Consider the following 20,579-nt stretch of genomic DNA (forward strand, 5'->3'; position numbering starts at 1 on the left):
TCCTATGGAAAGTAAATGATATAAACGTAGTTGTCACAAAATTCTATTCTTTACGTACGATATTACAGTTCTTGTGATATAAAAAGCAGTAGCTTTGCAATAACATAATAATGATATACCATGAAACGCATTGGTCTTTTTCTCTTTTTCATAGGATGTTTCCTTTTATCTCTTCCGGCGACGAACTATTTTGTGGCCATCAATGGAAATGATTCGAACAGTGGGACGATTGATAAGCCTTTTGCCACCTTGGGCAAAGCACAATCAAAAGTAATGGCAGGAGATACTGTATATATCCGGCAAGGGACATATCGAGTGTCGGAAGCAGAGATAATGGAACATTATACAGCTGGAAGTACCACTTGGAGCCGGGTGTTTAAAATGTCAAAGAGTGGAACTGGTCCGGATAAACGAATCTGTTACTCCGGCTATAAGAATGAGCGTCCTGTTTTTGATCTTTCGGAAGTAAAGCCGGAAAACGAACGTGTTATTGTATTCTATGTGAGTGGCTCTTATTTGCATTTCAGAAATATAGAAGTAGTGGGGATACAAGTGACTATTGTAGGACATACCCAGTCCGAATGTTTTCGCAATGAAGGGGGCAGTGATAATGTCTACGAGCATTTGGCGATGCATGACGGCATGGCTATCGGCTTCTATATAGTGACAGGTAAAAACAATCTGGTGTTGAATTGTGATGCATACAATAATTATGACCCTGTATCCGATGGCGGTAAAGGAGGAAACGTCGATGGATTCGGGGGACATCTTACTTCGCCCCAATATACGGGTAATGTATTCCGAGGCTGCCGTGCCTGGTATAATAGTGATGACGGGTTTGATCTGATAAACTGTCAGGCAGCTTTTACCATTGATAACTGTTGGTCTTTCCTGAATGGATACACGAAAGATGGTGGCAAGGCGGGTGATGGCACCGGATTTAAGTCGGGAGGATATGGAATGAGTGATAATCCCAAAGCACCAAGTGTAATTCCCATGCACATCGTCCGGTATTGTCTCGCTTATATGAATAAAAATAAAGGTTTCTATGCTAACCATCATTTGGGAGGAATAGCCTGGTATAATAATACAGGTTATCAGAATCCGTCTAATTTCTGTATGCTGAATAGAAAGACTGCATCGGAAGCTGTTGATGTGCCAGGGTATGGTCATATTATTAAGAATAACTTGTCGCACAAACCGAGATCTTCGGGAAAGCATATCATAGATGTTAATCAGGCTGAATGTGAAATAGTGAATAATTCTTTCCTTCCGGTGGGGATGGTTGTGACGGATGATGATTTTATCAGTCTGGATGCCTCTCAACTCACTCTACCTCGTAAGTCGGACGGAAATCTTCCTGATATAGATTTTTTGCGATTAAGAACGGATAGTCAATTATATAATGCCGGAGTGGGGTGTTTTCTTACAGAAGGTGATGAAGATACTGCTTATGGATGGTTGGAAGATACAGCTATCTTTGTTGAAGGGGATGTTGCAAAAGTGGTAGGTAAGGGTGCGGAGGCTTTTGTGCATTTTTATATTAATGGGAAGGAGGTCTCTTTTTCTGATAGGCAAGTAGACTTGTCTGTTTATAAAGGAGAGATTGATTTACAAGCGACAACAGATAATGGCGAAATAACTAAATTGAAAATTATCAGATGATAGAAAAATGTAGATTCTTTCCTCTATTGCTACTATGTGTCCTTTTTACATCATGTAGCAAAGAAGAGGTTCTTGCAGAGGAAGCAGGCATGACTGGAAATCCTCATTTCACTTGGGATACTACTGTCGAACTGGAGCAACCGAATAACTGGTGTATGACTTTGTCCACAGAAAAGATTGCGATAACTAATATTGCAGAAGGTAGACAGTATATACTTACTTGGAAAGGAGGACTCACAGCCGGGCAGAAAACTGATGGAATATTAAAGACTGTTGTGCGAGGTGAACAGACAAGGAGTACGGATTTAGAACTGCTTGAAATAAAAGATTCGGGTAGTAACACTTATGAGTTCTTTCTCCGTGGTGGCGGACGTAAAGGAGAAATTGTGATTACGAGATAATATTCTGCCGGGGAAAATAAATCTCCAAACGTCGATATAAGAAAAAAGTCTATTTGTAGCGTGTCTTCTTTTATAAAGAGGATGCGCTTTTTATTTAGGAGACGGAGAAACTGTACTGATTTTAGGTATGTAGAAAAGTGTATCCGGATATGGAATATTGTATACGAATAAGTCGTATTTGAGGCTTTTGCATGGAACTCCATAAGAAAATCAATATCTCCATATCCTTAAGCTTGGGGTGAATGGGCAGATGCGATACTTTTGCAGAAAAAGTAATAAGCAGTAGAAAATGATAAAATCAGCAATTTTAATAGTAGCGGCATGTTGTAGCTTACAACTATTTAGTCAGGAGAAATTTCCCGATGGTAAAATGATACCGGATTGGTTTTACCAAAATGAGAAAACTGATATCAGTATAATGGGAAAGAAATTCTTGATTACAGATTATGGAGTAGTGAATGACAGTACACTGCTACAAACTGAAAGAATCCAGACCGTTATAGATTTGGCATCCGACAATGGTGGGGGAGTTGTTGTCATTCCGGAGGGTACTTATCTTAGTGGTGCACTTTTCTTTAAACCGGGAACACATTTACATCTGGAATCAAAGGCTATATTAAAAGGCAGTGATGATATTAGCAACTTTCCTGTAATAGAAACACGGATGGAAGGACAGAATCTGAAATACTTTTCTGCCTTGATTAATGTTGATAAGATTGATGGTTTTACTCTTTCCGGGAAAGGAACGATTGACGGAAACGGTGAACGATACTGGAAATCATTCTGGTTGCGGCGGCGGGTTATTCCTAAATGTACTAATATGGATGAATTACGTCCCCGTTTGCTTCATATATCCCATAGTAATAACGTACAGATTTCTGATGTACGGCTGGTGAACTCTCCGTTTTGGACGACTCACATTTATAAGTGTGATAGTGTAAAACTCTTGGATTTACATATCTATTCTCCTTCTTCTCCTGTAAAAGCTCCCAGTACAGATGCTATTGATATTGATGCATGTAAAAATGTACTGGTTAAGGGATGTTATATGTCTGTCAATGATGATGCGATTGCTCTAAAAGGCGGGAAAGGACCATGGGCGGATCAAGATCCCGATAATGGTGGCAATTGTGATATTATTATTGAAGACTGTACTTTCGGATTTTGTCACGGAGTGCTGACTTGTGGAAGTGAGTCAATCTATAATCATAATATAATTCTCCGGCGCTGTGATTTGGATCAGGCTAAACGCCTTTTATGGTTGAAAATGCGTCCGGATACTCCTCAACAGTATAAGTACATCTTGGTTGAAGACATAAAAGGGAATGTTCGCAATTGCATCTTTATTGCTCCATGGACACAGTTTTATGATCTGAAAGATCGCAAAGATATGCCGGTCTCATATTCCAGCTATATAACGATGCGTAATATTCGCCTGGATTGCGATTCCTTTTTTGCTGTAGAGAAATCAAATCAGTACAAATTATCCAATTTCTGTTTCGACAATCTGGCTATCAAGGCGAAAAAGGATGTGAAGATAGATGAAAACATAATTGATTCACTCATCATAAGAAAGGTTGAAATAACTAAGGTGAATTAAAAAAAGAATGGCAGAAAGACTGGAAAATTGTACATGGCCTGTAAAATTGTACAAAAACGACGTCTGATAGGCTGTACGCATATGAATTTACATAAGAAAGTCGAATTCTCCATATTCCTTTTCTTTAATTCTGTCATGTAATACGGTATCTTTGACATGTACTTATTTAGTAAAACATTGAATCTAAAACTATAAAATACAATGAAATTCTGTAGAATTATTTTTTGTCTGTGGCTATTGATCTGTTTTTTCCCTTTGGGAATTTATGCAGATATACAACTTCCCTCCATATTATCAGATAGTATGGTACTTCAGCAAAATGCGAAAGTACGTTTCTGGGGAAAAGCGCGTCCCGGAGAGAAAATCCAGGTAAAGACTTCATGGGATCATAAGAAATATAAGGTGGTTACTTCAGAAAACGGTCATTGGGAATTGATGATACAAACACCGGCAGCCACTTCCGGACAGTCTGTGATATTGAAAGGTGATAATAAGATTCATATCAATAATATATTAATAGGTGAAGTTTGGCTTTGTACCGGACAGTCAAATATGGAATTTCCAGTAGCTCGTAATCCGCAAGTGAAATGGAAAACAGGAATGTTGAATGAAGCGGAAGAAATGAAAGATGCTGATTTTCCGGAAATCCGTCTGTTTCATGTAGAACATCAGATGGCACCTGATGGTGAAAAAGAGGATTGTACTGGAAAATGGGTGGTTTGTAGTCCGGAGAATCTAAAAGACTTTTCTGCTATAGGATTTGTCTTTGGGCGTAAATTGTATAAGGAATTGAGTACACCGGTTGGTTTAATTCAGTCTACTTGGGGAGGAACACATGCCGAATCCTGGACAAACATGAAAGTGATGGAAAATAATCCGCTGTATGCCGATGTCTTAAAACAATATTCAAAGGAAAAGGTGAGTAGGGAAAAAGATAAGTGCAAGATTCCGGCTACATTGTGGAATGGTATGATTGCTCCTATAGTAGGATATACTGTAAAAGGGAATATCTGGTATCAGGGAGAGTCTAACTCTGTTCGCTATGAGAAATATCAGGAAGTATTTACTAATTTGATAAATAGTTGGCGGAAAGAGTGGAATCAGCCGGATATGCCATTCTATTTTGTACAGATTGCACCACATTATAAACAACCGGCAGGTATTCGTGAAGCACAATTAAAAACATGGTTAGGTGGACTTGAGAACATTGGTATGGCAGTAGTGACGGATGCAGCCGATTCTACAGACATACATCCACGAAATAAAGTTGCACCGGGCGAACGGCTGGCAGCTTGGGCATTAGCAAAGCAATATGGTAAAAAGATTGTTTATTCAGGACCTCTCTACAAATCTATGAAAGTGAATGGGAGAGAAATTACATTAGATTTTGATTTTGCGGAAGGTGGCCTGCAGACACCTGGCAATGAACCGGTAAAAGGATTTTTTATTGCTGGTAGTGATGCGCGGTTTTATCAGGCTGAAGCCGTAATTGATGGAAGTTCGATCACACTTTCTTCAACTTATGTCTCTGTACCTGTAGCTGTACGCTACGGTTATGGGACTTTCTTTAGAGTGAATCTGTTTAATAAAGCCGGACTTCCGGCAGTTCCTTTCCGTACAGATACTTTTGCTCCCGACACTTATTATCGACTATTTGCCGATTCGGAAATTCGCCGTTTTCCAGAAGCTTGGCAGTTGGATCATGGAAAACGCCTGTATTTTGGCTATGCGCAAGGTGTAGGTTGTTGCGCAATGTTACAGGTTTGGAAGAAAACAGGAGACCCGAGATACTTTGATTATGTGGAAGCATGGGCTGATTCTTTGATAGATGATAAAGGAGATATTCATTTATATAAGAAAGAAACCTATAATTTGGATTATATCAATTCCGGGAAAGTTCTTTTTGATTTATACAATGAAACCCAAAAGGAGAAATATAAATTGGCTATCGAGAATTTGATAGATCAATTGAAAAAACAACCTCGTACAACAGATGGAGGTTTTTGGCATAAAAAAATATATCCTTATCAGATGTGGTTGGATGGATTGTATATGGCTTCTCCTTTTATGGCTCGATATGGAGCTGAATTCAATCATCCGGAATGGATTGATGAGGCTGTTAAACAGTTCACTCTCTGCCATCAACATACTTATGACGCCAAGACTGGACTTTATTATCATGCATGGAATGAGGATCGGAGTCAGCGATGGGCTGATCCGGAAACCGGTCATTCCCCAAATTTCTGGGGACGTAGTATCGGTTGGTGGTTTATGGCTTTGGTAGATGCTTTGGAATATATTCCCCAAGATCATTCAGGTTATGCTGATATGATTAAATGGACGAAGGGCTTAGCGGAAACTCTTTCAAAATACCAGGATAAAAACGGCTTGTGGTATCAGGTGATTGACCAACCTTCACGTACAGGCAATTTCCCGGAAGCTTCTGTTACAACACAATGTATGTATGCCTATATGAAAGCTGTGAACAAGGGATACATTGATAGTCGGTATCGTGCCATTGCAGAAAAGGCTTTTAAAGGTCTGTGCGATAAACTGCTGATTTCAAATCCGGACGGAACATTGACATTAACCAAATGTTGCCAAGTAGGTGGATTAGGTGGTAAGCCTTATCGGGATGGCAGTTTCGAATATTATATAGGAGAGAAAATGAGAGATAATGATGCTAAAGCAACAGGCCCTTTCATTATGGGATGTATTGAACTGAACAAATAATATAGAAGTAGAAATGATAGGAAATTTTCGACTATTGTTTCAATTAATGAACTAATAAAATGTAGTACCATGAAAAAAGAACAAATTATCAAATCGATGTTATTTTTAATTATTCCTTTGCTTGTTATCTCATGTGATGGTAATGGCTTTATGGAATATGAAGAGACTGCATTGATGCAAAGAGATGCGCAGCAAGGACTTTTAAGTGACGAGGCAAGTGATAATACATGTATGGTTAATCTGAATTTATTTACAAAACCTTATTTTGATTATCAGTATAATACAGGTGATCATGTAGATGAGTGTTTTGTATATATTGATAATCAGGAAGATCATACTAGATGCCTTTATCCACAAAGTGGAAAAAATGTAAAAGGTAGTTTTATGATACCTTTCGGAAAACATCGAATTAAATTGAATATAGAAATTGATGATGGTAAATCATATATATATCCGATTGAACTATGTAATGCTTTGGTAACTTTAAAGAACGGTGAAGCAAGTATGGTGCTTTACGATAGAGTTATTCTTAAAAGAGCAGATTCTTCTTTCACAAATTCAGCCTTTACAGTTGAATTTGATGTAGATTTTCCTTATGCTGAAAACAATGATTATACATTAGATATTACATTAGGATTTTATGATGAAACATACGACGATGGTTCTTCAGGTCCTTATGTAAACGGAAACGTTAGTGTTTATACTTATTATCAATGGGAATCCATTTTTGAACCAGCTAAGCCAACTTATATTGACTTTGTTCTTGGAATTGTATATAATTCTACTCAAAAGGAATATTGTTATAAAGGGTATTGTGAACAAGAACTTTCTATAGATAGAAATGGAATGGTTATTAATAATGTAAGTTGGCATAAAATGGTAAGATTACCTAATGGTGATGATATTGGATATGAATTATATTTAATAACAGGTATATGGGCTAAATTACAGTCGAATATTGATACAATGATTGGTGAAACAGAAGTATCTTGGTATTCAGCTTATTATAGAGTAAAATGGGATGACGGAGAATATTCAGAATGGTATCCTATGGATGAATTAGACGAATCTTCAGTTAGGATAGATGCTACTATCGATTATTATCCCAACATTGAGATTGTATGTTTCAATACCAAAGAAATTCAGGATGCTTATGCATCACAATGGGGCATTGTACCTTAATAACTAAAAAATCTTGATTTTTACGTATAAAGATGGGATCAATATTAAAATAGATATTCAACTACTGATTGCGTAAATAGCAAAATAATCAAGTATACTTGATAACTGATATACAATTTTTTTAGGTTTGAATTTAATTTATTAATCAAATAAGTATTTCTTAATTATTTTTTTATATATAAAATGAGAAACACAGCAACTTTTCAAAAAAAGGCATATCCAATTGCCGTGAGATGCTTAACAAGCATTTTATATTTCTTTTTGTTTTCGCTTTCCTCGCTAGCGGCTTGTGTAGATAAAGAACCTGTAGATGAGGAGGATGCAGACCCTGCCATCAATCCTCACAGTTCATTTTTGGAGGATGAAGAAAGTGGTGGTTCTACAAGTTCTGGTCCTGCATTTCCTAACTTTGCCAATAACGCGCCAGCATTTCCAGGAGCAGTGGGGCACGGTAGAAATTCGGAAGGAGCCCGTGCCAGTAGTAATCGAGAGGTTTATGTTGTAACCAATTTGAATAATAGTGGTGCTGGATCGTTTAGAGATGCTGTTAGTCAGTCAAACAGAATCATAGTATTCAATGTATCTGGATTGATTGATTTGAATAAAGAGGTGCTTGTATTCAAAGATAATCAGACGATTCTCTGCCAAACAGCTCCCGCTCCCGGCATTGTGCTCTACAATGGCAGAACGTCTTCTACCAATGCTGACAACGTGATTGTACGTTATTTGCGTATGCGTGCCGGTCGGCAGGTTAGTAGCAGTGATAATATAGATGCGGGAGGGGCAGCTTACGGTCATGATCAAATTTATGACCATTGTTCTTTCACGTGGGGAACAGATGAATGTTTCTCACTCAATAATGATAAGCAGCCGGAAAGACTCTATAACATAACATTGCAGAATTCAATTCTAGGACAAGGATGCCAGAATCATTCTTGCGGAGGTTTAATTCAAACCGGTGAAAAAGACGGAATTACTATTTTCCGAAATCTATTAATTGATAATAAGACCCGTAATTTTAAAGTAAAAGGGCTGAATCAATACGTTAATAATATAATCTATAACTGGGGAAATGGAACAGCTTATGATGCAGGAGGTGAATCCGCTGGAACCTCCAATACGGTGATTGAAAACAATTACTTTATTAAAGGACCGGCATGGACATGGCAGAATTTTGCGGAAGTAGATGTAGACCCAAGTATTATTGGTGATGAAGAGCAATGTCGAAAATCCGGAGACGGATATTATGAAGTTAAATATCAAGTGAATCCCGCCAAACCACTCACCGGTGGTGGAGGTACGGGTACATTCTTTTCCTATTGTGTAGGCAACTATTATGATGAAGATAAAGATGGTACTTTGAACGGATTTGAACTTACGCAAAGCAATTGGAATACCTATTGTAGTGCTGTGATAGATCGATTAAGTGCTCCGGATGCTTTACATCCGACCATTTCTTCTACAACCAGTGCAACAGAAGCTTACTATTGGGTGGTGGAGAATGTAGGTCCTGTTTTGCCAGAACGGGATGCAGTCGACAAATTTTTGATTAGCGAACTAACCTCATTGGGAATTGAAGGCATGATTTTTCGTAATCAGACGATAGAACGTCAATATCCACTGGCCAATATTTGGAACGCTGAATTTGCAGTCAGTGTAACCGGTCCGATAGACACGGACAGTGACGGCATACCCGATGATTTTGAGGATAAATGGGGGCTAAATAAAAATAATGCAGGAGATGCTGTTCGGATTGCAGAGAACGGATATACAATGATTGAGAACTATGCTCTTTCTCTTGAATTCCCGGATGAGTATGAAAAGGCTTGGAAAGAAGCATACGGTGAATAACTAATAATAAATCATATTATGAAAAAGTACAGATTTCTAAAAGCTATTTGTTTGTCCTGTATTGTCTTTTTTGCTATTTCGTGTACAAATGAAGACTATTTTATAGAGGCAACCAAATCTAAGTCAGTGCAAACGAGAAGCATAGAAACAGATACAACCACTTTTGTTGCTATTCTAAATATTTATGCTAATTCTTTTAAGGATTATATATTCAATTATTCTACTCCTGAGGCATATAGAATAGATCAATGTTTTGTATGGATAGATGATCATTATGATTATTTTAGACCATTAGGCGGGCTTTTAAAAAACGATGAATACGTTTGGAGCTATTTTGATTTAACCTATGGAACTCATCACGTAAAAGTAAAAGTGTTGATTGATGAGGGAAGATACTATGGTATAAAAAAATGTAGAATGGTTGTTGCATCACAATGTACAGGGTTGGGTACTATTTTTTTTGACGAAACTGTAGATAGAATAGAACCCGGAGGTTCTCTTTCTAACGCTGATTTTGAAGCTGAATTTGATGTTGATTATCCTTATGTGCCAGAGCACGAGTATGCATTAGATATCGAACTTTTTTTTGAAGAATAAAGCAATATATTAGAAATTCATAAATTATTAAACAATGAGAAACGCAACATTTTTACGAAAAATGCTTTGGCTGTTATGCATTCCATTACTCTTTACTGCCTGTAAAGATAATATGGACGAGCACTACGAAGTGCCAGACTGGGTAGCAGACAACGCATGGGAAGTATTAAGTTCTAGTGAACACGGAAACTATTCCATCTTCCTGCAAGGAGTTGAGATTGCCGGTTTCAAGCAAATGCTTGAAGGTAAAGCAATCCTGACTATTATGGCACCAGACGATAGCGCTTTCCAATCCTATCTAAACGAAAAAGGTTATGCCACTATTTACGACATGCCTGTAGATGAGGTAAAAAAAGTAATAGGTTACCACGTTCTTTATTATTCTTATAATAAGGAGAAGCTGGTAAACTTCCGCCCGACGGGAAATACGGAAACGGAAGAAGAGCAGAGTGTAGCAGCAGGTCTGTATTACAAACACCGAACAAGAAGCAGTGATGCGCCAACAATTGAGACAACTGCTACAGGGTCTTCTGTTATGGTGTACCACTTGGAACGCTATTTGCCGGTATTCTCTTATCGCTATTTCCAGACGAAAGGTATTGATGCGAAGAGCAATTACGAAGCTTTTTATCCTAACTCTACTTGGACAGGAGAAAATGGATTCAACGTATCTAACGCATCAGTAAAAGAATACGGAATAATTGCTAATAATGGCTATATTCATACGATTGATCGGGTGATTGAACCATTGGAAACAATTTATACCGAATTGAAGAAACAAGATGAATATTCTATCTTCTTCAATTTATACGATTCCTTCGGTGAATATATTGCCGATAATACATTAAGTGATTCCTATGCTGCCGCATACGGGGTAGATACCCTTTATCAGTATCAGCACAACAGTCTGCCGAACATTGCTTGTGAATGGCCTACAAGCAGTTATCTAAATTTTACGTTATTGACTGCTACCGCTTACAGCATCTTTGCACCGTCAAACACAGCCATTAATCATTTCTTCGACAATTTCTGGAAAGTCGGAGGTTACTCTTCATTGGGAGAGGTTGATCCACTGGCTCTTAACTATTTTCTATACCAGTTTATCTATGGTGGCTCATTGGTATTTCCCGAAGAAATAGGAACAGGAAAACTGGAATCCTTACTCGGTTCGCCAATCAATATCAATCCGGCAATGTTGAATGAAAAAATCATGTGTGTGAATGGTGCACTCTACGGAATGAACGAGATTCAGGAGCCGAGTGCATTTGCGTCTGTAGTAGGACCTTTGTTCCAATATCGGGATGCACGTTCTTTCCTTTATGCATTGGGAGGGTCTTCCCTGATATCCTCTTACACATCTAATTTAGTGAAATATATTATGCTTGTTCCCACTGCGGACCAATTCGATGCTTCAGGTATTAGAACCGTTTATAGTACTCAAGGATTGGAAGAAATGGGGGATGATGGTTGGTCAGAAATCAGCAGTTCTGTCAAACAGAATATTATGTATTTACACTCTGCCAGCATTCCTAGTGGCCAGGATAGTAAATTACCGGAGGATGGAATGAAAGTAATCCCTACGCAGTCCAGTTGGAACTTCTGGTTTGTTAAGGACGGAGAAATTACTTGTAATGCTATTTTCAATCAGCAATTGAATCCTCAATTCAATGGAGAGGTCTTCTTCCCGTTTACGAAACTGAAAGACGGTTCTAACGGCAGTGCCTACAGCTTTGATTGTAATCAGCTATTTATGGCAGAAAGTGGTGACTTGAATTACAATCTTGCTATTTGTGCGGACAGGAATTATCCGTATTACTGCTTTACCCAATTACTGCGTCAAACAGATATTATATCTAATCAAGTACTGATGAATATTTTCTTAAAAGGACGGTTTGTCGCATTTATTCCTACCAATGAAGCTATCAAACAAGCTTTATTGGATAATAGGATTCCGGGAGCAACCAATGCCTCATTTGATGCCAATGGTGAGTTGACTGGTGACTTTGATAAAGCAAAATTGGCAAACTATCTGAACTCATACTTTATGACTGCCAAACAAAATGTGATAGCTTCTTATCCTTATATTGGATCTGATTTCAAGAGTGGACGTTATTGGAGTGAACGTACAGCAGAAACTGAAGGAGCGACTGTGCCACAACTGATTTATACAGATAACGGGACTTCACTGAGTATCCAGTTGGAAGGATACAAAGAATGTCATGTGATTCCAGACTATTACTACTTTCCGTTCGCATACGAAGAGGGTTGTTTCCACCTGATTGATGACGTCTTTTGATTAACAGAAAAATAGAGATTATGAAATTATTAAAATACATACTGATTGCTATCGTATTCGCGACAACTGCCGGCGAAGCTTTTGGACAAGCTAAAGTCCTGTCCGGTAAAGTGACCGAGATGTTTGGCGCGACAGCAGAGCCTATGGTGGGAGTAAATGTTAATATCCTTAATTCCCAAAACCGTTCATTAGGCGGTACTATCACAAATATGGACGGTATTTACAACTTGAAAGTACCAAATGAAAATAATCTGACCATCGTGTTTTCTTATATTGGAATGAAAACCCAACGAATCAAGTACAATGGTCAGACCAGGCTGAATGTCACCATGAAAGACGATACACAGTCTATCAATGAGGTGGTAATCTCGGGAAAACGAATAGAACGTAACGACATGGGTATCAGCTCTAGAGAGCAATCTTCTGCCACACAGAAAGTCAATATGGAAGATTTGGTAGCTATTGCTCCGGTTACTTCTATTGAAGATGCCCTGCAGGGGCAGTTGGGTGGTGTCGACATTGTATTAGGCGGTGGTGACCCCGGTGCACGTGCCTCTATCCAGATTCGTGGTGGAAGTACGCTGAACGCCAATTCCGAGCCGTTGATCGTAGTCGACGGTGTACCTTATCCGGCTGAGATTGACGATAATACGGATTTTTCGACCATCAACAATGATGACTTGGGTGCCTTGCTAAATATTTCACCGCAAGATATTGAATCCATTGAGGTTTTGAAAGATGCGGCGGCTACTGCTGTTTGGGGTACCAAAGGTGCTAATGGTGTGTTGGTCATCAAAACAAAACAAGGAGTGCAGGGAAAAACGCGTTTCAGTTTTTCTTCCAAGTTCTCCGCCAAGTTTGAACCGGAAAGTATTCCGATGCTGGATGGTAATCAATACTCGGCCTTAATTTCCGATGCTCTGTGGAATAGTGCCAATTACATTGGTCTTGCTAACTCTGCCAGCTATTTGCAGATGCTTTACAATTCACCGGAGATCGGTTATCAGCCGGACTGGACTTATTTTGACGAATATAACCAGAATACAGATTGGCTGTCTGAAGTACGTAGAAATACGCAATCATGGGAAAATACTTTTTCTATGAGTGGTGGAGGAGAAAGAGCAACTTACCGTTTCTCTTTAGGTTATCTGGATGAAGGCGGTACGACTGTCGGAACCGATTTCAGTCGTTTGAACTCCTCGTTAAACGTACGTTACAAGTTTTCTGACAAGTTAATTTTTACAACGCAATTCTCTTTTGTTCAGTCTACGAGAAATAATAATTATTACAATGTACGTACAGAGGCTTTCCGTAAAGCACCAAACAAATCTCCTTACTATATTGACGATGCGACTGGAAATTATACTTCACAGTATTTCAATCACAATGAAAATTCCACATTAGATCCGGCCTTTGACAGCAAAAAAAGTCGATATTACAATCCTATTGCTATGGCGAATGAGAGTGTCAACAAAACTATCCAGCGGGAAAGTAAGATGAATTTCAACATTGAATACAACATATTGAATGGGCTAACTTATTGGGGTAATGTCAACATGAATATCCGTAATACGAAAGGACGCATGTTTTTGCCGCAAGTAGCTACCGGACTTGCCTGGACTGACAGTAATGCAAACCGCAGTACAGATACTTCTTCTGACCAATTGACCATCAATACCGAGAACAAGTTGATCTATCGTAAGAATTGGAATGATAAGCATAGCATTATTGCGACCGGTGTCTTCCGTACTGTGGAAACGACTAAATCCAGTTATGGAAGTGAAACTTCCGGTAACGCTTCTTCCGGTCTTGCCGATCCTACTATCGGAAGTGCCGTACGTAAAATTAGTTCTGGAGATTCTAAGACGCGTAGCATCAACGGTGTGGCTTTAATGAACTATACTCTGTTGAACCGCTATATCGTCAATGCTTCTTTGGGATTAGAGAGCAACTCAACTATGGGTAAATCGGAACGTTTAGGAATGTTCCCTACTGTCGGTGTCGCTTGGCATCTGGCAGATGAGAAATTCATGGACTTTTCGAACGATTGGATGGATGAGTTTAAACTTCGTTTTAGTTTAGGACAGACGGGGAATGCTGCCTCTGGCGCTTCGCTCTATCTGGGTTCGTACGCCTCCGGAGACAATTACATGGATATGAGCGCCATTACCCCGAGCAGCATGCAGCTCAATCGCCTGAAATGGGAAACAACCACTGAATATAATACAGGGCTGGACGCTTCTTTCTTAAAAGGGAAACTTCGCTTCACGGTCGATGTCTATCAGAAATATATCAAAGATCTGTTGCAAAAGAAAGTTAAAATGCCAACTAGTATTGGTTATGGAAATGGCTATGAAGTCAGCTACATGAATTCCGGAAAGATGACGAATAAAGGTTGGGAATTCCGTGTTGATGCCGTCCCGTTTGAAAATAAAGACTGGCGTGTAGGGTTCTACTTTAACATCGCTCACAACGAGAACAAGATTACGGAAATGCCGGATAACTATACCGAAGAAAACTATACCTTCGGTAATGGCATCTATGCATACCGTAGAGAAGAAGGACGCCCGATGGGTTCTTTCTACGGCTATCGCTACAAAGGTGTTTGTCAGAATAAAGATGCTACGTATGCACGTGATGCAGATGGCAACGTGATGAAAGATATTTCCGGTAACGCGATTGTTATGCGGAATGGAACAGCTACCATAGCTCCCGGAGATGCTCTCTACGAGGATATAAATCATGATGGTGTCATCAATCAATATGATATTGTCTATTTAGGTAACTCTAATCCGAGATTCACCGGAGGTGCTGGTGTCAACGTCAGCTATAAGCAATTTAAGCTGTCGGCTATTTTTTACGGACGTTATGGACAGGACGTAGTCAACTCTACCCGTCTGAATAATGAATCCATGCGTGGAATTGACAATCAAAGTACGGCTGTCCTTAGACGTTGGCGTAATGAAGGCGATCAGACAGATATTCCGCGTGCACTTTATGGAGAAGGATACAACACACTGGGTTCCGACCGTTTTGTGGAAGATGCCTCTTACCTGCGTTTGAAATCGTTGTCGTTCAACTATCGCTTGCCGAAAAAAATAATTCAACGTTGGGGATTTAGCAATATTGATGTATATGTCACTGGATACAACCTCTTTACTTGGACTAAATACACCGGTCAGGATCCGGAAGTGAAGACCGAAAATACATATGCCACAGATAGTGCTACTACACCGGCTTCTATTCAACTTGTTGCCGGCTTTAATTTAAGTTTTTAAAAGATCTACGAACATGAAAAAGATATTTACTATATTGTTACTGTCCGGAAGTTTGTTGGTGAGTGGATGCAGCGATTGGCTCGATGTTCTGCCCAAAGATAAGCAATCTACCGATATGTACTGGGAGTCTTCCGAAGATGTGGAAGCCATTCTCGCTCAGGGATACAGTCGTTTACGTACTTGTGTTCCCTATATCATCAATTGGGGAGAGTTGAGAGGAAGTTCCGTCATCGTCCCTGGCAGAGGAACAAAAACCGGTCTGATTCAGAACTTTCAGGTGTTGCCCAGTACATCAACAGTTCAATGGGGTACCTTCTACCAAGTGATCGGTATGGCGAATGCTGTGTTGAAATATGCACCAACCGTGATGGACAAAGATGCGAGTTATTATGAATCGAGGATGAACTCACATCTGACAGAAGCCTATTTTCTACGCGGACTGTCATACCTGTATCTGGTACGTAACTTTCGAGAGGTTCCCTTGATTACCGAACCCTACGTAGACGATGCCATGCCTAATGATGTAGCCAAGTCATCCGAAACCGAAATTTTGGAGCTGATAAGAAGTGATGTACGTGCAGCGTTGGCAACCAATGCTGCCAAAGAAACATTTGACGGAACATGGGCTACCAAAGGACGTGCTACCAAATGGGCATTGTACGCACTGATGGCGGAAACTTGCCTTTGGGCAGAGGATTACGAAGAGTGTGTCACCTATGCTGATTACCTGATCAACGCCACAGCCGCTATGCGACCAGTATTTATGTCGACACCCGGACAATGGTTCAATATGTTCTATCCCGGTAACAGTAACGAATCTATCTTTGAAATACAATATGATGAAACCAATTATGCGCAGGGAAGTGGAAGCCCGTCCAAGGTTTTCCCCTATGGCACTGATGTTACAATAGACTCTTATATGTATTCTGAGCCGATGACTCTTCGCTTAATAGATGAATACACACAACATAGAGGAGATGAAATAAGTCGCACCTATTATGGCTCGTTCGCAGGTACTGCTTATGCTAACTATCCGGACAACGGTATTATCTGGAAATATTCAGGAATGGGAGTCGCCGACCGGGAAGCTGTACGCACCATTCTGGATGCCAATTATATCATCTATCGTATGGCAGACGTAATGTTGATGAAAGCGGAAGCACTGATTCGTATCGGCGGTTCTGCTAACTGGACAGAAGCATTGGCTATAATTAATCAGATACGCGAACGTTCAGAGCTAAACCCACGAAGTGAAGTCAGTGCGGACAATATTAACGAAGCTACTGAAGAAATGTTATTGGAAATGCTATTGGACGAACGCGACATGGAGTTTGCAGCAGAAGGCAAGCGTTGGTATGACCTATTGCGCTACGGTAAGCAGCAAAACTTCAAGTATAAAGCCCGCTTTAAAGCAATCATTATGGAGAATAACCTTACTGCGGAAAATAAATGGCTGAGTTCTGTTTTGGATAACGATAATGCTTGGTATCTGCCAATTCCTGCTGAAGATATATTCAACAACTCGTTATTGACACAAAATCCTTATTATGAATAATTAAATAACGATATATGATGAAAAAACTGAAAAAAATATACTGGATGCTGCTCATCGTTTTATGTGCAGCTTGTAATGATCCGTATGACGGAGACACTTTTGTGGTCTTTGATACACAGCCTGCTGCAACTTATTTATCCAGCAGGTCGGAAGACTTTTCCGAATGGATTCACATCATGAAATATGCGGACTTATACAATGCGGTGAATCAGGCTACCCAGCGCTTCACTCTTTTTGTTCCCAACAATACAGCTGTACAGGAGTTTTACACTCGGAGAGGGGTTTCTTCCATCGAAGAATTGGGAACGGAATATGCACGTAATTTGGTGTCTTATCATATTATACAAGACACCATTAATCAAGCAACTTTTATTGAGAAGGAAGGTGCATTGGCTAAGAAAACTGTTTCTGACGATATTTTGATGGTATCATTCGGAAGTGCGGAAAATGGCGGTGGTGGTATGCGGTCCGTTTATCTGAACAGTGAAGCCCATGTGCTTGAATTTGCAAATCCGGTATCCAACGGTTACGTATATGTGTTAGGAAATACGTTAACTCCGCTTACTGAAAGCGTATATGCCCGGATATCCGAAAGCGGACGTCCTTACACTCTCTTGAAATCCGCTTTAGATGCGACGGGATGGGGAGCAGAGTTGGACATTATCTATGATGAATTGAAAAATGATCAGGGACAAACTATCAAGCAGAAACGCAATTACACACTGTTAGCTGTAACGGATGATGTTTTTCATGATACAGGTGTCAATAGTCTGGCTGATTTAGCACAACTGTTGGGAGCAAGCAGCGACTATAGTAATCCGGAGAATGCATTGTATAAATATGTAGCCTATCACATCCTGACCGGAAGTTATGATTTGAACAACTTGCAAAGTTTCGACAGTGAAAATGCGACTTCTAAGATATGGAACACATCGTGTAAAGGAAATGTGGTAAGAATAAGCCAAGAGGAAGATAGAAAATTTTACTTGAACTATCAGGACGAAGCAAACAAAGCTGTCTTTGTGGAAGACGCTTGTAATTTGCAAGCTAAGAATGGCTATATTCATCAAGTTTCCACTTACCTGCCGATTGCGGATGTAAAACCGGAAACTGTATTGTTTGATGTATGTAATTTCTCTGTTATCAAAGACTGGATTGCAGACGGTCATGGAGAGGAGGGCATTAAATTTCAGGAATCATTTGGAACGGCAGAGAAGAAATGCGACATCTCAGAACTCAATTGTTATGAATATGAACTAAAGAATCCATCAGGAGCTTTTGATAAATATTATAATATTACCTATTTTACTACCCGGACGAATAATGACTGGAAAACTGCCCGCAATTATGACTTTCTAATGTTGAACATTGGTAATACAGGTTGGATTTCAATGGAAACACCGTCTATCATCAAGGGAAAGTACAAAGTAACATTACACTTTGGTTATGCTACATCTATGGATTTTATCAGAACAAAAAGCGGCGGAAGTAACGGAGGACAAATGATTTTCAGCTTTGATGGAGATCATTCAGTCACACGTGCACCGTATACCAGTTCAACCACTACTCTCAAAAGCAACAAGTTGGGATGTTATGAAGATGTGATTTATGATGAGATAGAATTTACAGAAAACTCTACTCACACATTCAGACTGGTATTGACAGACCCTGCTGCTAGTGATAAATCCGATTATCGTATATACTTAGATTATTTAGAATTTGAACCCATATTTGACGAATAAACCATGAAAGCAAAAAAATATATACTCGGCATTGCCCTTATCGGATTGATAGGAAGCGGTTGTACTAACACATGGGATGAGCATTATGCTCAAAACGCCAGTACGGTTAATAATACGGAGATTTCCATTGTCAATGAATCCCTTACCGATTATTTGGCTCAAGAATCCTCTTTAAGTAATATGTACCAGCTGTTCAGCGAAACAGGCATGGTGGAACAATTATTGGCGAAAGAACAAATGTACACCATTCTGGCAGTGGAGTCAAGCATTGCAGCGGGGGATGATCCTATATACACCGCTCAGACCTATATCTCTGATGCCTCTATCTCACCTTCAAATCTGGAAGACGGACAACGTCTTTTGATGTGGAGCGGTAAATATTTGAATATCAGTAAAACCGATGGGGAAAATAATACTTCTAGTATTCAATTTAATAATGCAACCGTAACTCGGGTAGTTAAACTGACCAATGGATATTTGTATTTGTTAGATCAGGCTATCAATGCTCCGCGCAGCATGTATGAGATCATAGAAAATTTGGGTGACGATTATTCTATCTTCCGTGAAATGATCTTGTCACGTAATGTTTTGACATTTGACAGAGACGCGAGTAAAGTGGTAGGAGTAGACAATACGGGAAATACCGTATATGACTCGGTATTTACCGTAAGAGCTCCTTATTTTGAAAAGGTAAAGTTTGACATCATGTCCGAAAATCTCAGTGCTACCATGCTAATCCCGTCCAATGACGTAATCAATAACGCATTAAGCGTAGCACGGAAAAATCTGGAGAACTGGAATATGACACGTGCAGACAGCATTCTGGAAAACTGGATATTTCAATCGGCTTTCTTTAATAAGATTTATGATAAAGCCAGTTTTGAAAGCAATGAGGACTTAACTTCTGTATTCAGTAAACAATGGCGCACGACCGTGCAGAAAGTGGATCTTGACAATCCGATATCCATGAGTAACGGAGTAGCTTACCATGTCACTGAAATGAAGATACCTACTAACGTATTGATATATCGCCTTAAAGAGCTTTTCAGAAACTACGAATATTTGAGTGCCGATGATAAAGATACGTATTTCAAGACTACCAATCTCTCATTTAACAAGATTAGTGAAACGGATGAAGCGAACTGCGCAGGATGGGCAGCATTAGGATTCCCTACGATATATTACAGAGTTCTCTATTTTAACTTGACAGATCCTGATAATCAAATATATACGCTTGATTATACACCATTTAGAGGTGAAACTGTGGGAACTCGCTATGTGGCTACTCCTTATAAGGTTCCTCCTGGAACATATACGCTCACCATGGGGTTCAGACAAAAGAAAACTTTAGGAGCGATTGCCGTTTCAATTATCAAGAATGGAGAAGAAATTCCTGTAGCCACTCTTTCTCAGTCGGTGCTTAATAATGCATCTGCTTACCACTATGATCGTGGCGGAGGCGGATATCCGGAAGGAATAGATGAAGCTGTTGCACAAGGATTTAAAAATAAATCAAAATATGATCGTGATGGAGGTGCTGTAGGTACAGTCACTATTCCGGGAGACGAAGCCAGCGAAATTATGATACGTCTTAGTGGATCAGGTTCCAATCTATCTGAAGCAGCACTATACCACTGGTGTTTAAGACCAACTGCGGACTGTTATTAATCTTATGAAAA

The 20,579-nt window shown here is 39.5% G+C and carries 12 protein-coding genes; all 12 read left to right on the forward strand.

Annotation, left to right across the window (positions count from 1 at the left end; all coding sequences use genetic code 11):
• The first annotated feature begins 120 nt into the window (after positions 1-120).
• Entirely contained in the window at positions 121-1,665 is a 1,545-nt protein-coding gene (locus DXB58_RS01365; RefSeq protein ID WP_122135660.1) for a rhamnogalacturonan lyase domain-containing protein, read from the forward strand.
• Complete coding sequence (locus DXB58_RS01370; RefSeq protein ID WP_122135661.1) at positions 1,662-2,066, forward strand: hypothetical protein; 405 nt, start codon at positions 1,662-1,664, stop codon at positions 2,064-2,066. Before DXB58_RS01365 ends, DXB58_RS01370 begins: the two co-directional genes overlap by 4 nt.
• 289 nt (positions 2,067-2,355) lie before the next feature.
• On the forward strand, positions 2,356-3,666 hold the full coding sequence (locus DXB58_RS01380; RefSeq protein WP_074556772.1) for a glycoside hydrolase family 28 protein: 1,311 nt from the start codon (positions 2,356-2,358) through the stop codon (positions 3,664-3,666).
• Positions 3,667-3,969: 303 nt separating this feature from the next.
• Positions 3,970-6,399: a glycoside hydrolase family 88 protein gene (locus DXB58_RS01385; RefSeq protein ID WP_369906963.1), complete on the forward strand. Its 2,430-nt coding sequence runs from the start codon at positions 3,970-3,972 to the stop codon at positions 6,397-6,399.
• A gap of 69 nt (positions 6,400-6,468) precedes the next feature.
• A complete protein-coding gene (locus DXB58_RS01390; protein ID WP_122135663.1) occupies positions 6,469-7,581 on the forward strand; it encodes a hypothetical protein in 1,113 nt (370 codons plus the stop codon).
• Between the two features lie 183 nt (positions 7,582-7,764).
• Positions 7,765-9,432, forward strand: coding sequence for a polysaccharide lyase family 1 protein (locus tag DXB58_RS01395; protein ID WP_122135664.1), 1,668 nt, complete (start codon positions 7,765-7,767; stop codon positions 9,430-9,432).
• A gap of 18 nt (positions 9,433-9,450) precedes the next feature.
• A complete protein-coding gene (locus DXB58_RS01400; RefSeq protein ID WP_122135665.1) occupies positions 9,451-10,029 on the forward strand; it encodes a hypothetical protein in 579 nt (192 codons plus the stop codon).
• 34 nt (positions 10,030-10,063) lie between these two features.
• Positions 10,064-12,325, forward strand: coding sequence for a fasciclin domain-containing protein (locus DXB58_RS01405; protein WP_122135666.1), 2,262 nt, complete (start codon positions 10,064-10,066; stop codon positions 12,323-12,325).
• A 20-nt stretch (positions 12,326-12,345) separates the two neighbouring features.
• A complete protein-coding gene (locus tag DXB58_RS01410) occupies positions 12,346-15,603 on the forward strand; it encodes a TonB-dependent receptor (protein ID WP_122135667.1) in 3,258 nt (1,085 codons plus the stop codon).
• Positions 15,604-15,616: 13 nt separating this feature from the next.
• Positions 15,617-17,158 carry a RagB/SusD family nutrient uptake outer membrane protein gene (locus DXB58_RS01415; protein WP_122135668.1) on the forward strand — a complete coding sequence of 514 codons (1,542 nt, stop codon included), beginning with the start codon at positions 15,617-15,619 and terminating at the stop codon, positions 17,156-17,158.
• A 17-nt stretch (positions 17,159-17,175) separates the two neighbouring features.
• Positions 17,176-18,900, forward strand: coding sequence for a DUF5108 domain-containing protein (locus DXB58_RS01420; RefSeq protein WP_122135710.1), 1,725 nt, complete (start codon positions 17,176-17,178; stop codon positions 18,898-18,900).
• A gap of 3 nt (positions 18,901-18,903) precedes the next feature.
• Positions 18,904-20,568 (forward strand): hypothetical protein, encoded by a 1,665-nt coding sequence (locus DXB58_RS01425; RefSeq protein WP_122135669.1) that lies wholly within the window; start codon positions 18,904-18,906, stop codon positions 20,566-20,568.
• Positions 20,569-20,579 lie beyond the last annotated feature (11 nt).

The organism is Bacteroides sp. OM05-10AA, from assembly GCF_003439055.1.
Taxonomy (GTDB): domain Bacteria; phylum Bacteroidota; class Bacteroidia; order Bacteroidales; family Bacteroidaceae; genus Bacteroides; species Bacteroides intestinigallinarum.

Excerpts from the sequence above, each read along its gene's own strand:
- DXB58_RS01370 (WP_122135661.1), top strand. The coding sequence starts at position 1,662 with ATGATAGAAAAATGTAGATTCTTTCCTCTATTGCTACTATGTGTCCTT.
- DXB58_RS01410 (WP_122135667.1), top strand. The coding sequence starts at position 12,346 with ATGAAATTATTAAAATACATACTGATTGCTATCGTATTCGCGACAACT.
- DXB58_RS01400 (WP_122135665.1), top strand. The coding sequence starts at position 9,451 with ATGAAAAAGTACAGATTTCTAAAAGCTATTTGTTTGTCCTGTATTGTC.
- DXB58_RS01405 (WP_122135666.1), top strand. The coding sequence starts at position 10,064 with ATGAGAAACGCAACATTTTTACGAAAAATGCTTTGGCTGTTATGCATT.
- DXB58_RS01385 (WP_369906963.1), top strand. The coding sequence starts at position 3,970 with ATGGTACTTCAGCAAAATGCGAAAGTACGTTTCTGGGGAAAAGCGCGT.
- DXB58_RS01425 (WP_122135669.1), top strand. The coding sequence starts at position 18,904 with ATGAAAGCAAAAAAATATATACTCGGCATTGCCCTTATCGGATTGATA.
- DXB58_RS01380 (WP_074556772.1), top strand. The coding sequence starts at position 2,356 with ATGATAAAATCAGCAATTTTAATAGTAGCGGCATGTTGTAGCTTACAA.
- DXB58_RS01420 (WP_122135710.1), top strand. The coding sequence starts at position 17,176 with ATGAAAAAACTGAAAAAAATATACTGGATGCTGCTCATCGTTTTATGT.
- DXB58_RS01390 (WP_122135663.1), top strand. The coding sequence starts at position 6,469 with ATGAAAAAAGAACAAATTATCAAATCGATGTTATTTTTAATTATTCCT.
- DXB58_RS01415 (WP_122135668.1), top strand. The coding sequence starts at position 15,617 with ATGAAAAAGATATTTACTATATTGTTACTGTCCGGAAGTTTGTTGGTG.
- DXB58_RS01395 (WP_122135664.1), top strand. The coding sequence starts at position 7,765 with ATGAGAAACACAGCAACTTTTCAAAAAAAGGCATATCCAATTGCCGTG.
- DXB58_RS01365 (WP_122135660.1), top strand. The coding sequence starts at position 121 with ATGAAACGCATTGGTCTTTTTCTCTTTTTCATAGGATGTTTCCTTTTA.